This window comes from Micromonospora parva (genome assembly GCF_000718515.1).
GTDB lineage: Bacteria > Actinomycetota > Actinomycetes > Mycobacteriales > Micromonosporaceae > Micromonospora > Micromonospora parva.
Map to the genome: position 1 here is coordinate 115303 of NZ_JNZS01000015.1, position 14016 is coordinate 129318.

The 14016-nt window shown below is 64.1% G+C and carries 6 protein-coding genes; 4 read left to right on the top strand and 2 right to left on the bottom strand.

Annotation, left to right across the window (positions count from 1 at the left end; translation table 11 throughout):
* Window positions 1-196: 196 nt before the first annotated feature.
* Entirely contained in the window at window positions 197-3493 is a 3297-nt protein-coding gene (locus IF22_RS33250; RefSeq protein WP_036412006.1) for a hypothetical protein, read from the bottom strand.
* Between the two features lie 321 nt (window positions 3494-3814).
* On the opposite strand from IF22_RS33250, the gene IF22_RS0121485 reads away from it, so the two are divergent.
* Together IF22_RS0121485 and IF22_RS34600 are read left to right on the top strand one after the other, a co-directional pair.
* Window positions 3815-5137 carry a hypothetical protein gene (locus IF22_RS0121485; RefSeq protein ID WP_030334758.1) on the top strand — a complete coding sequence of 441 codons (1323 nt, stop codon included), beginning with the start codon at window positions 3815-3817 and terminating at the stop codon, window positions 5135-5137.
* 956 nt (window positions 5138-6093) lie between these two features.
* A complete protein-coding gene (locus tag IF22_RS34600) occupies window positions 6094-7023 on the top strand; it encodes a gamma-glutamylcyclotransferase family protein (RefSeq protein WP_167337324.1) in 930 nt (309 codons plus the stop codon).
* Window positions 7024-7324: 301 nt separating this feature from the next.
* Here IF22_RS34600 and IF22_RS0121495 read toward each other — a convergent pair whose 3' ends face one another.
* Window positions 7325-8014, bottom strand: coding sequence for a hypothetical protein (locus IF22_RS0121495; RefSeq protein ID WP_245233695.1), 690 nt, complete (start codon window positions 8012-8014; stop codon window positions 7325-7327).
* 1403 nt (window positions 8015-9417) lie between these two features.
* Between IF22_RS0121495 and IF22_RS0121500 the strand changes: the two genes are divergently transcribed.
* Both IF22_RS0121500 and IF22_RS0121505 read left to right on the top strand, forming a co-directional pair.
* Complete coding sequence (locus IF22_RS0121500) at window positions 9418-11694, top strand: ATP-dependent nuclease (protein WP_156057781.1); 2277 nt, start codon at window positions 9418-9420, stop codon at window positions 11692-11694.
* The gene (locus IF22_RS0121505; RefSeq protein WP_081883947.1) at window positions 11694-13598 is read left to right on the top strand and encodes a UvrD-helicase domain-containing protein; all 1905 of its coding nucleotides are present in this window, start codon (window positions 11694-11696) and stop codon (window positions 13596-13598) included. The genes IF22_RS0121500 and IF22_RS0121505 overlap by 1 nt, the downstream gene beginning before the upstream one ends.
* Window positions 13599-14016: the final 418 nt, after the last annotated feature.

Consider the following 14016-nt stretch of genomic DNA (forward strand, 5'->3'; position numbering starts at 1 on the left):
TTCGCAGCGAACTACAACTCACGCCCAGGTAGCCGCGTCAGCCGATTGCTGCCGCCACTATCCCGGCAGGCGTTCGAGGGGGGATTCGTACACACACTCGCGACACCCATGCTCAGCATGGGTGCTCATGCCGTGATCCTATAGCAGCCAGTGGGCACGGTTGAGAAGCAGACGCTGATTTAGTTCCGGGCGCGCTTCAGCCAGCGCCGTTCTCGCGAAAAGAATCCTGCGTCAGGACGTCGCGTAGATCGGTTCCAAGGGCTGAGAAACGGCTGACGATGTGCTCAACCCTGACGCGCTCTGCGGCGCCCGCGGCGGCCGCACCACGCAGGATGGCCTTCACATCGTCGATTCTCCGGGCGTAGTCCCAGTACTTCGGGCCGTTGTCGAGCCACGTCTCGAAGATGTGGAGGCAGGCCGGAGCGTGCTGAGTGGCGTTGCTGCTCATTCGTTGCAGAGCCCGGAAACTCGGATGGATTTCCGGGTCGCTGACCATGATGTTGCGCAGCTGGGCAAGGGACCAATCCTCGTCGAAGGCGCCGCTGAGGTACCAGTCGTCAAACGTCTGCAGCTCGCGGTGCCGCGAACTCGGGTTGGCCGTGGCGAGCCGGTATTCCCAGAGCTTCATGAGGCGGTCGCGGTGGGCTGGGTCGAGCGGGACAGCGGCGGCGAGCGAATTTCCCGACATCTCCACGATGACGGCCGCAGCTTGGGCCGGCGCTTGTTGATAGAACCTGTGCAGCAGTTGGTCCGGGTCGTCCAGGCCGATGTAGCCGAACCAGTAACGCCGACCGAGGTGGCTGGCGAGCTGGCTGGCTCGCATCACCGCCCAATCGTCGTCGCCGTCCGGAGACAGCTCGCGAACGGCGCGCTCGTAGTGGGGCAGCAGAAGATCCCAGAGCTGATCTGACGGGGCTGGGTTGTCAAGGAAGCCGTCCCAGGCGGCCGTCCAGGTGTCGTTAAGGCTGCTGTCTTCGGGCAGGATCTGATCGAGGTGCTCGCGTGTCCAGGACGGATCGATGAAGTGCAGCACCGGCAGGTTACGGCCAAGGGTTTCAGGTACCGCTGCTGACCCATCGGGTCCGCTGAGGTGCTGCTCGATGAGGGCTAGGAGCTCTGCCGGCGGCTGGGAGTCTGCCCGGCGCTTCCACAAGCCGAGTTGGATAGCGGTGTGCAGCGCGGCCGGACGGACGGCGTCGAGCGCGGATGAGGCGGGATCGGCCTCGTCCTGGGGATCGGGATCAGCGATGGCGGAGCGGACGATCGCCCAGATCCCGGGCTCGCATCCCGCCGGAATCGGGCTGTCGGTGTGGCGCAGCGCGGTCCCGAGGATGTGCAGGACGTTGTAGCGCGCCCGCCGCCACTGCCGGACGGCGCGCGTCGTCACCATGGCCGCAAGCTCCGCCGCGGCTTGATCGTCGACCCAGCGGAAGAATTCGATCAGCGCGGCCCAATCGAGCTCGCGGCGATCACGCGCGGCATCGGTGAAGCCTTCGAGGATCGCGCTGGCGTGCGCGGGATCGACTCCGGTGAACGCGCCGGCATCGTGTGAACGCTGCTCGGCGGCGGCAGCGATCGACGCGCTCAGGGCATTGCAGATCGCCGAGCGGTCGAGGCCGCGCCAATCCTGCGGGGGCTGCCAGCGTGCCAAGAACTCAACGAGTTCCGCTGCCGGTAGTGCCTGGAGCTCGCCGGCGTCAACCGGTGATTCCTCGGTCCAGGAGCTGGCGAAGCGTACGGGCACGACGGACAGATCCGAAGCCGGCCCGCATTGGGTCACGAGCTGTTGGTATCGGTCTCGAGCGGCCGAATCGAGGACTGGTTCGAGGGGTGCGAGGCGGTCGCGGATCCACATGCCAGCGAGTTGCCGCACGGTCGCGTCCGGATCCGGATGGTCGTGGGCTTCCGAGAAGCGGTTCTTCCACGGGGCAGTGTCTGGGCCGGCCAGGATCGCATCGACAAGCTGCTGCACCTCGTGCGGCTCCAGCAAGGCATGGACATCGCGCAGGAACAGCTGAAATTCGTACTCGGCGCCGCGGTCAGCCAGCAGGTCTCGATCGAACAGGTAGCGGCGGACGAGGCCCGGATCGTCCCGACCGTTTTCTCGTACCAGGTGCAGCGCAATCCGACGAAAGATCAACGCGTGGTGCTGCTCCAGAACATCGAGGGCCTGCTGCAAGGTTGCTTGACCGGACGACAGCAAGATCTCGGCAATGGAACGCACGGCGTCCACTAGAGCGTCTCGCGCATCCGGGCCGTACGTATCGTCCTCGTCGGCGAGCAGCGAAGGCCGCCAGAACCGCGAGTTGTCCTCGCCGTCCGCTTTGAAGGTCTCGACCGCGGCATCAAGCAGGCCCACGGCGAAGGTCAGCATCGGCAGGCCGACGACGGACGCAACGGCTGGCAGCGGGGTCCGAACGACGCTGACGTAGTCGTAGACCCGGACCGCCTCCTGGCCGCGTTTGGGCACGTCTTTCAGCACACCACGGATGAGATCGTCGGCGGCCTCGGCGTATTCTGCCTCCGCCAGCCGAACAGCGAGCTCTCCAATCTCGTCGGCCGCGATCACCCCGAAGGGGCCAGGTATCGAGGCGACGATTGTCGGCACCAGCCCCACCCCGTGAGCTGGCGGGAGGGTCAGGGCGATCTTCACCACGTCCCAGATCACGTAGCTGTTGTCCGTCGCCGGGATATCAAGCGCCGCCTCGATCGTCGCCTGCGGGTCGTCAGCGGCTACCCGGACGAGGTATTCCGACTCCGGCCACCGGCGCAGGACGGCTGACTCGTTGCCAGGCTCTAGGATCGCAGGCGGAGGATTGATGAAGAACCCATGCTCGCGCAGAGCGCCTAGCCACGCGGTCGATGCTCGGTTGAAGAAGTAGCGTCGAGCCGTCTCGTTCGCGGGAAACTTCTGCGCTAGGCGCTTAGCGTGCTCGGCTACCGGGTTCTGCTCCGCTAGGAGCAAGTCGAGGCTATCGAATACTGTGCTGTAACGCAGCTCGAAGCGCTCGAGGACGAGATCGAACAGTGCCTCCATTTGGGAGAAAAACTCTCGGAAGCCAGCATCCATGGGCCTGGGATACTCAAGCCCGTTGCGATGCGCGCGCTTGTGCAGCCCGATTGGCACTTCGGGGCTTTGGCCGAGCCAGAACTCCCTCAGCGGGTGCGACTCCGGTATCTGAAGATCCGCGCAGATCGCAGAGATCTCCAGGCTTCCGGACTCCTTAGCCTTGCGGGCCGCTCGGATCTGGGCCGGGCCGACCTGTGCCATCGCCCGCTCCTCTAAGACGGCACGCAGCGCACTATCGACCTCGCGAAGCGCGTGGCCGACCATGTGGGTGGTCACTGGGCGCACGGGCGACTCAGCCATCCGGTCGCAGGCTTCCTTCCAGAACTCCGCCGCCCCGGCCCCTACCAGGCGCAGGAGGCGGCGATAGATGTCGGCTTGCCGTGCACTCAGCGATAGCTGCGCAGCGCCGTTACCGTGAGTCATAGCCGCCCTCATCGCCGATGTCTGTGCTCGCCGATCGTAGAGCAACAGCTTGTGCTGGCTCTGGTGGAATTTCGTGCCACCGCATCGAAGCACCGACGATCGGATCAAGGTCAGCTCTCGGTTGTCGGATACCTCAGTCCAACCCTGCAGATGACGTCCCGGATCGGCTCGCCCCAGCCACGCGAGTTCCAGCCCTTCCTCAGCACGGGACGAGCCGTCGGGATATGGGAGGACAGGCGGCTTCGTGGTGTGTCACTCTGGGCGGCTCGGTGAACACCGGGCACGGTGTGTGCACCGTCTCGAATCGACGGCGAGGTCACAGTGGAGATCAAGTCCCTGGAACAACTGCGAGAAGCCGACGAGCGCACGCAGCGGTTCACCCCGGGCGGGCTCAGCCTTGACAAGGTCCTTACTCCGGAATCAGCTGCGCAGTTCCAGCAGGAACTCGTCGCGGGCCTCGACCTTGTCCCTGCCGTCGCGGCCGGAACGCGGCAGAGCTTCGATCAGCTACGCACGATCTACGCGTACGGAGTGCTCTGCTACGACATCTTCACCATTGTTGACGGCCATGCTCTGTTGGTCATCGAGCACGCACTGCGAGACCGGTTCCTCGAGTTTCACGCCGGCACCGTCACATTTGTCCGAACCAGTGACCAGCGCGAGTTCCGCGTGGACGCCACCTCCTACGAGCCGATCATGGACTTCCTCAGAACGTCTGCTGGCAAGAAGTCGCGGCTACGGGTGGGCGCAGGACCAGCCACCGTGCGATTCAACGGGATGCTCGACGGACTCCACCGGTGGGCGCGGGCAGCGGGACTGCTACGCGGGCAACGCAATCGCGGCCACGAGCGCGTGTCGATGCAGCTGCGAAACTTCGTAGCGCACCCGACCTCAGCTCATCTGCTCATGCCTGTCGATTGCGTTCGCACGTTGAGAGATCTGGCGGAATTCATCAATGAGCTGTGGGGCCGTCCGACCCCTGGCAGCCGCCTGTACCCGGCACCAAGCGAACGCAACATAGTCGTCGTCGCCTGGGACGAACAGGGCGGCACCCAGACGTTCCTCGCCGAAAATCTCCGTGGCGGTCCCCAAGAAGGCGACGACAAGCTGTGCTGCGTCATCCTGCGAGGCCGCTTCCACCCGGGCATCCACGAGATGGACCCCGGCCTTGCCCATTTCGATAGCCGCTTCGAGAACACCCTCTTTCCCACCGACTACCTCTGGGGTCCCGGCACCCTGGCCGACGCCAGCGATTGGTACGCCAGACACCAACCGCAGCCGGACGAAGTCGACCATCTCGACCGGGTCTTCGCCATCCGCTACGACGACGGGCAGCTCTACCGGCCGATGCGCACTGATATCGCGGCCGGCCTCGAACCCGAGGACCAAGCTGGCTTGTGGCACCTTGTTCGCGCCGACCACCCCGACGACGCGCTCGGTCACGCGCGCAACCTGATAACCGGCAACCTCGGTTGCACCAGTGAGGGCGAATGCCCCAAATGCTACGCCTCTGGGCTCGCCGCCGGGCCGTGGCATGGTCTCATCGATCCCGGATCGGTTAGCCCCGAAGCCCGTCACCAACTATCCGTTGACCTGCGCCTGTCGAACCTCTATGCCCGATCCAAGCCGGTTACGCCCGTTTGAAATCCGGTGACCACGGCTCGGATGGTCGCCGGCATCCTGCGCCGATGGCGGGAAGTCCGCCGCGCGAGTTCGACGACGGTGCCGGGTTCTGGGCAACCCGGCGCGGCTGGCCAGCGGATTTGCACGATGCTTTCTACCGCGACCGGTGGGCGACTGGGTCGTGCCTCTCCACCGGCGCGGCTCGTAAGACGTGACGGGCTACCTGTCGAGCGCCCGGGGCACATCCCCACCGGCCTACTTGAACAGCACCGCGATCAGGATCCCGATCGTGATCACCACGGCGATGGCGACGCCGAGGCCAGTCCAGAAGATGTTAGAGCGTCTTGAGTGGCGTCGATGGACTCGCCGACGACAAGCCGGCTCTGACTAGACAGGGAACAGCAGAGGCCGACCTCTTCGGAGTTCTCTGGAGGTCGCACCCGCTCGCTCGCCGACATCGCCGCAGGTCACGACGCCCTTCTCCGCCCGACGCCCGTGAGCACTTCGGACGCGGTGGCCACTTCGCCAGCCTGCCACTTGCAGGGCAGGCCATCCAGCGACTCCTTACCGCGACCTCCACATACTCCCCTGCCAGGCGACATAGTGTGCGGTCGACTGCTGCGCAAACCGCGGAGCACTCCGTCCGACGCAGGACGCTGCACCGGCTCTGACCCGCAAAAACGAGAACGCGCAGCTTGTGGTCGGTGGGGTTGAGTACCGTTCGGTGCCGTTGAGCGCTCTTTGGCGCCGTTCAGCTGAGCCGGTTGCTCCCCAGTCTCTGGCTCCGAGACTGGCTGCACCTCATCGGCCGAACCGGCCTCCTGTCGGGCGGGCCGGCACCCGATTGAGCGGCTATGCACTGCTGATCCTTGGCTACGTGGTAGGCGTTGCCGGCGGTCAACGCATCCCGAGCCCGAATCACCCTCCCCCAGTGGCGCCGTCGCGGCTTGTCCTTCGGTCGTGGCAAACTTCGGTCCGTGTCCGACGACCCCGAAGCGATCTTTGTTTACGGCAGCCTGTGCTGCGGTGAACTGGCTCACTGGCAGGTGGAGCCCTGGATATCACGGGTTGAGCATGCGGAGCTCGCAGGCTACAGCCTCTACGTGCGCGATGGGCTTCCATTCATCACCGACGTTCCAGGTGGTTCCGTCCGAGGTAATCTCCTGACGCCCATGGCTGAGCGTGCCGACGCCCTCCGACGCCAGGTTCAGGAGTACGAGGGTAAGGATCTGTACATCGAGCGAAGGGTAAGAGCGAAGGCCGAGACCGGGCGTGAGGTTGAAGCCTGGGTTTACGTCGGGCGGAGTCCGAGTAGCGGCAACCCGCAACTGCACGAGCAGCAATGGTCATCTGCTGATGACCCTTTGTTCAGCGGTGGAATGGATGGCATCTTCGGTATCGCCAAACGCCATCTCGAGACCGTCAGGCCCATGCCCGCCGACATGAAGGGATTCTGGGACGCCTTTCTTCCGATCCAGGGTCTGTACCTCACGCTGTGCACGGTGCTCGAGCGGTACACTGCCCTCGTCTTCGGCCCGAAACTTGAACCTGGCAAACGCTTGAGCCGACTTCAAGGCGATTCGGCCACTACGGCCGCTGTGGCAAGGGCGGACCCGCCGCCGATCGAGGTCCGCGACAGCCGAGACCCTCGGAAGCGAGCACGTGCTCCCGGCCAGAGTTCGATCGGCGCCTGGTACCAGGTCCGCAGCAATCTCTCGCACCGCGGCAAGGCCGCGTTCACTGACTTCGAGCTCGTTGAACGAAGCATCGTCGGCCTCCACGACACCTTGCGCCATCTGCTGGCCAGCCAGCTACCCCTGACTGACACAGGCCAGCGGAGCTTCGCTGGCGAGGACCGAATGCTTCGCGCGACCTACTGGCAAAGCCGAGGGGCGGAACGTGTTTGAGGTCGTGAGCACGCCACTGCTCGCGGGTCCGTATGGACGAGTTGGGCCTGCCAGCTCATCCTGAACGCTATCGACCTTGCCGAGTACCGCGCTTCGCACGAAGAGACGCCTCGAAACGGCTTGGACCTCGAGGACGTGGCCGCAGTTGAATGCGGCGGCTTGAGGTAGTGAAGGACTCCCGAACATCCGCAGCGGGCAGGTATCCCGCCGTCATCAATGGTCCATCACCCGGTGGAATCCGAAACGCTCGTCCGCCTTATCGGCTTCACGGGACCTCACGTAACCGGCACGACCGGAGTAATCAACGAGGATGAACGAGCCGCAAGGAAGCGGGACGGACCGGCGACGCCCGGATCGCGACCCGGATCACGCTGCCGACAGTGGGGTCAACGACGCAGTGCAGCCCGAGATCGGTGATGCGCCCGTCGCGGGCGTTCCACTCCCCCGCGCCGTCGTCGTGGCCGAGGATCGCTCCCAAGGCGTCGATCGTCGGCTTCCACAAATTCGGCCAGGCCCGGTGGGGTCCGACAACGAACGCGATCTGGAGCGCAACGCCATCGCCCGGCAGCGGGATGCCAGTCGTGATCTGATCACGGATCTGCTCCTTGTAGGCCCTCGTGCTCGCCGACGCCGTCGTCGTCACGTCGAACACGTACGTCCCGGCAGGATCATCGACCGGTACGGCCGGGCAGACCGCCACTGAGGATGTCGCCGCGTGACGCTTGGTCGCCCATACCGAGACGAAGCCCCGCCCCGTCCGGCTCGTCAGCTTCGGGACCAGCGGAAACAGGTAGTTGTCCAGGTCGTGGGAGGCGTATAGCGGCGCGGTGTCCACCAGCCCGACGTCCAGCCGCAACGCGAGAGGGCCGGACGTGCTGACAGCCTGCTCGGCGACGGCGGTGCAGGCGTCGTCGATGAATGCTGACGACCGCGCCTGACCGCGCGAGCCGGCCGCGTCCCAGCTCGCCACCGCTGGCGCGACGCTCAACACGCAGCGCCCGGCCGCGGGCCGCGCGTAGAAGAATGGCTTAACCACGGACGGACTGTAGCGCCGGCGTCGGACGACTCCGCGTCGTGTCACGGCCGCGGCTCCGGTTGGTCGGGCCGAATGCGCTCTACGCTCCGGCACGGGCGCAGCCGGCTGGATTGACTTGCCCACCACGCGCTGCGCCACAGAGGTTCTTGCGATCCGGCGACCGGTCGGTAGGATGTGTCCGGCTACCCCAGCGGGGGTCGGCATGGGTCGCCGCCGGATCCGTCGCTGCGAACGCCGCTTCAGTCGAGCGGCCTTCCGCCAAGCCGGAACGACGCCAGCACATGGGCGCCGAGCCCTTCTACGGCTGGTCGCGTGCCGCGAGATAGGGCGCGGTGTAGCGGATTACAGGCCCGTCCGGGTTCCGGTAGTCGATGATGATGTCCGAGTCACCGGTTGCCCATGTGTACACGCCTCGTCGGATTCCGAGTGGCTGACCTCGCTGTCCCGCTGCACGTCGGCAATCACACTGATGTTCACCCGTCGGGTGCCACCGTCGACCTCCGCATTCAGTCCGCTCGCTATCACCACTATCGTTGAACCGATCGCTTGCCGATGCGGTGGCACGGCGTCTCTCGGATTCGGCGTCATGGGCAGGCAGCGACAGGCGCGGCCGCGGGCGTGCAGTGCTTGTGCCAGGTGGTCCACCAGGGCGAGGTGGGAATTGGGGCAGGCCACGGCGACCCGTAGAGGCCTTTGCCGACTGACGCATGCACGACCGCGTCGGCTATCACGGTCAGCACTGCCCGCTCACGGGCGATTGCCGCAAGATCAGACACGGCGGGCCCTTCCCTCAGCGTTGACTCCACCTAGACACAGGCGTGATCAACCCGGGTGCTTGTTACATCGTCCAGCTCTCTGAAACCGGAGGGTTGGTCCTTGTCGCCTCTGGCGAGGTGGCCCGTTCCGGGCTGAAAATCGTGTTGGTCGCTCGCTGAGGCGGCGCGCTCTGGTGCCGGTCCTCAACAGGCGTCGCCCCTGGGGGTTTGGATCGGGGTCTTGGCAAGGTCGAGATGTGACCGTTTTGGACGAGTCTAAGGAGTCGGAGGGATCGGTACGGGTCTCGGCCGTTTCGGCGCAAGGCTGATGTGATCGAGGTGACGCCGTCCAGGCGGAGCAGGCTGACCGCGGTGTTGCGCAGGGTGGCGAGGACCCGGGGTGCGCCGTTCCGTAGCCGGCTGGCGTCCTCGCAGTAGGTAGCGCGGCCATCGCAACGGGTCCGGGCGCCGTCGCGAACTCGATTTCCGGTGATGTCGGCGGGCCTGTAGTGCAAGCCCGTGCTCACGCAACGTCCTGGGTCGGCCGGGCGAGGCTTCGGTTGTTGAGAAGTTCCTTGGTCCTCTATCGGCACGGAGGGTGCGGTGCTGCTGACGAACGATCTGGCCCGTGAGCCGGTCCGGGGTCTGCTGGCGTCAACGGTCCCGATCGGCCTCACCCGAACGATCTGTGATAGGTGGCGGGCAGCGTTGACCGCTCATCCCATTGACTCGGATGTCGCGACACGCTGCTCGTCAAGTTCGTCAGGTGTGGCGGTAGCTGATACCAACATGGAGCTTGGGTACGGACTGCCGCTCGACTGCCGCGCGGTGCCGTGCCCCTCGTCTCACGCCACCAACGGCGGTTACTCTGGGGAGTGGCTTGTGACCAAGCCGGACCATCTGCCGACGGACAGACCGATGTTCGATCCCCTCATCGAGGCCGAGGGCTCCGCACCGGGCCTTCCGATGCTGTTCCTCAGGTCCCTGAGGGTGCGCAACTTTCGCTCGGTTGACGACGCTACCTTCAACTACCAACCTGGCCTGAATGTCATCATTGGCCCAAACAACGCCGCTAAGACCACGGCGATTGATGCCCTGAGGCTGGTCCTGGGTCAGTGCAGCTATGAGAAGCGCGAAGACCCGATCCGATTGCGCCACACCGATGTCTTCCTCGGCGACCGTGCTGCTGCGGGTTTGGTTACGGTGAGTTTCGAGGCAACCTTCAGCGGCCGCGCTGACTCAGACCTGCCCGCTCAGTTCTACGAGCTGTGCTGCCCCGACGAGGTGCATGCGGTAGGTGCTACGGGCGTCAAATTCATGACGTTCCAGCTGCTCTACCACGCTGACTTTGAGTACGATCCCGTCATCGGGCGCTTCACGCACGTGCGCAGTGACCTTCGTGGTGGACCGAACTGGAGCAATCCCGTATCCCGAGAAGTCCTCGACAGCATCCGCGCAATCTACCTCGCGCCGCTCCGCGATCTGGTCAACGATCGCGCCCGTGTCGGTGCAGAGATCGAACGTTTGATCGTGAGCCACACGCCGGACGGCCGCGCGGAGGAACTCAAGGCTATTCCGGGTGAGCTGCGCAAGCGAGCCGACGAGATGCTCCAGGACGTAACGGGGAACGCTCATCACACTGCGGCCGGGCGAAATCTCTCCGCATACGCCAAGCCTTATAGAATCGCCGACGATGCCGTCAGCTTCGCTCCTCAAGGGGTATCGGACGATCTGTTGCGCACGATGCTACCGGTCTTCGCTCACGCCCTACATGGCTCAGACGGGCTCCCCCTGAGCAGCAACGGCCTGGGCATAAACCAGCTCATCTATGCGAGCATCGTGCTGTCCCGCCGCGGCGACGCCCGTGCAGCGAAGGACATTCACCGCTTCTTCCTCATCGAGGAACCGGAAGCGCACCTGCATCCACAGCTGCAAGACTCATTCTTTCATGCCTTGAATCAGATTACCGACCACCAAATCTTTGTCACGTCTCACTCGCCGACGATCACGGCCAAGACCGACATAGACAAGATAGTTGTCATGCGGCGCGACGAGACCAAGGGGATTTCACGACCACTGCATCTGGCGTCGGCCTTTGCCGGCCATGATCACCACAAGCGATATCTACACAAGTTCCTGGACGTGACCCGTTCTCAACTATTATTCGCGTCTGGCGCGATCTTCGTCGAGGGCATTACGGAGGCGCTGCTAATGCAGCGTTTCTCCGAAATCATTGGATTGAGCCTACGAGACCACGCCATCGAAATCGTCGTTGTGGACTCCGACGAGGGATTCGACCATTTCCGCCCTCTGTTCGGCGCAACCCAAGGCCCTTACAGTCGGGGCGTGTTCATCACTGACAGCGATGCAAGTCCGCATGAGGTCAAATCGGACGTCCAGTTCTTTTCAGACTTCGACTCCGCGTTGGACCCTGGCCTTGTTGTCGACGGCGCTACCGCGACCGCAACCGGGTACGGGACATTCGAGTTCGGGTTGCTGCGTAGTGCGATCATAGGAGGCGTTCACGAGCAGATGCTGCAGATGCTGCAAAACGCATTTGCGGCGGCTGCGCCCAGCGAGGTTTCCAAGGCCGGCAAACAAGAGCTGTTCGTCCGCGACTTCTTGGATCACCAGCACCCGGCGCTTGCCTACCAAAAGATGAAGGAGAGTACGAAAGGCACCTGCCTTCGTGAGGATGACTGGTATTCGACTTGGCGCACAAATGGGTATTTCAGAAAGGCGAAGTCCGAGTTCGCGTTCCACCTATACGAGGCCCTCGCGGCGCTCCCTGATGACCAAGCCGCTAAGCAGTTCACGGTCCCACGCTACATCTGCGACGCGATCCGTTTCGTTACCCACTGCGACGAGGCTGGAACCTGATGCCGCTTTCTGAGGAGCAGAAAAGGTCGCTGTGGGACGACGCCGGCCACCCACTCGAGGGATTGCAACGCCTTTCAGCCCGGCCAGGAACAGGCAAGACCACGACGGTGACCCGCTACTGCCTCGACCTCGCGGCTTCATGGCAGGAGCGACACGAGCCATGGCAAGGAATCGCCGTACTTTCGTACACCAACGTTGCGAAGGATGAAGTCCAGACACGGATCCGCAAAAACGGCGCCGCGCACGTCCTTCTGCGTAGTCCACATTTCCTCGGCACCCTCGATGCCTTTATCAACCAGCACCTGTTCCTACCGCACGGCGGGAAAGTGATGGGGTATAAGGGCGGCCGACCTAGTCTGGTCGGCGAACCCTATCAGCAGTGGCGAGCGTCCTGGCCACTTCACAACTCAAGTCCAGCAGACGCCTTCAAGCCGGTCTACTTCGACTGCTACACAATGGGCAAGGATGCCCAGCCCTTGCTCATCGACAAATCGCCACGCATGATTCAGCCCCGTACCACCGCCGTCGCAAAATCGGTCTCCGACAGCAACGCTCCTAAAATTTCACTGATGAAACAATACGTTTGGTCCACCGGCATGGCTCTGCAGGCGGACGCCAATTACCTTTCCTACCAGGCAGTCAAAGGCTCCCCTGCGATTGCCAAAGCGCTGGCTCGTCGCTTCCCTGTGTTGGTCATCGATGAAGCACAGGACATGACAGAGGTCCAGCATGCAATCGTCGACACTCTGATAGGGGCTGGTCTTCAACACGTGGTCCTCGTCGGCGACGAGAACCAGGCCATCTACGAGTGGAATACCGCCCGCCCTGACCTCTTTACTGGCCGAGCAATGGCGACCGGGTGGCGCGTGAGCAGGCTCAAAGAGAGCTATCGCTGTGGCCCACCCATATGCGCGGCCCTCACCACGATGGCTGCCGATGGCATCACTCTCACGGCAGGATCGGGCGCGAAGAACGCCAGCTACCGAACCGCGGTCGACGTGCGACTTTATGACGACGGTACCGAGCTGACGACGCTACAGGAGGTCATCGACACGACCGCCGAGCTGCTTGCCGACATCGCGCCCCACGACGGCAACAGCGCCGGCATCAAGAACCTTGCCGTCATCGCGCGTTCAGGCGAGGACGCCCGCCGGCTGCACGCCCAGTACACCGGTACTGCCGCTGTCGGCACTCACCGAACCGTCTGGGACAGCCCACTGACCCGCGATTTCCTCAAGACCGTGCACCATCTGAGTCGAAGTGAAACGGACCAGGCAGTCCGCGCCTACGAGCAGGTACTTGTCCGTGCCGGCGGCCACTCCACTGCCGCCGACATGCGCCTCGCCACCCTTCAGCGGACATCGAACCGAGCGGGGAACACCCTCGCATACCGGGTGCTCCTCTTCACCGATCTGAAGCTCATCGCCTCCCACGTGACGGGGCGGCTCCTGCGAATCTCGGACTGCGTAACCTGCACCGATCTGCCGCTGATCAACCTCAACCATAGCCAACGTGCCGCGATCCGCCGTGACTGCTTTAGCTTCACCGAGCCAATCAAATCTCCCCAGGACCGCCTGCTAGCCGCCCTGTTCGCCGCACGCGACGAGCGCACGTGGAACGCCCACCCCAAACACCAGCGGGTCCGTATCCTGTTCGCCACCACACATGCCGTCAAGGGAGAGACCCACGACGCCGTTGTCTTCTACACCAAACACCGGGTAGCCGCGTGCCGCTGTCCCCAAAGCGCCGGCACGTGGAAATCGGTGCTCCAGCACTCTATCCTCGAATGCGAAACTAAGCGGATCGCCTATGTCGCATGCTCTCGTGCGGCCCAAGCACTCGCGGTGCTCGCCCCCGCCGGATCTCTGGGCGCATGGCAGGCCCTGACGCGCCCATCCGCTTGAGTCCGGTCCCGGCTCTGCCGAAGGAGACACCGACGTCTCGCTTGCCGCGGCCTGGGTGATTTGCGGCCTCGGGTTGCTCGAAGCCGACTGTCGTCAGGAGGTGTCCGGGATCAACACCAGTGCTGCGCGCGGCCGGCTATTACAGTTCTGGCTAGAGCGAGGGCTACCGACAGCGATTCCCGTGCCGCATCTGGCAAGCTCCCCTGGCCCAGCCCGCTCGCCTCTACCAATATCCCCAGCGATCCGCTGTGTTCGGGGGGCTGTCTCGCTAACGGCACCTCTCTTGTCAACCCGCCAGCAGCAGAGAGGCCTCCAACTTGTTGGATTGGTGGCGGAGATCAGGGTCTGCAGCCATGATCTTCGAGGTTGTGGTCTGGGTCGCTCGGGAAACACTTGCCGCCCTCGGGCTGGCCCTCTA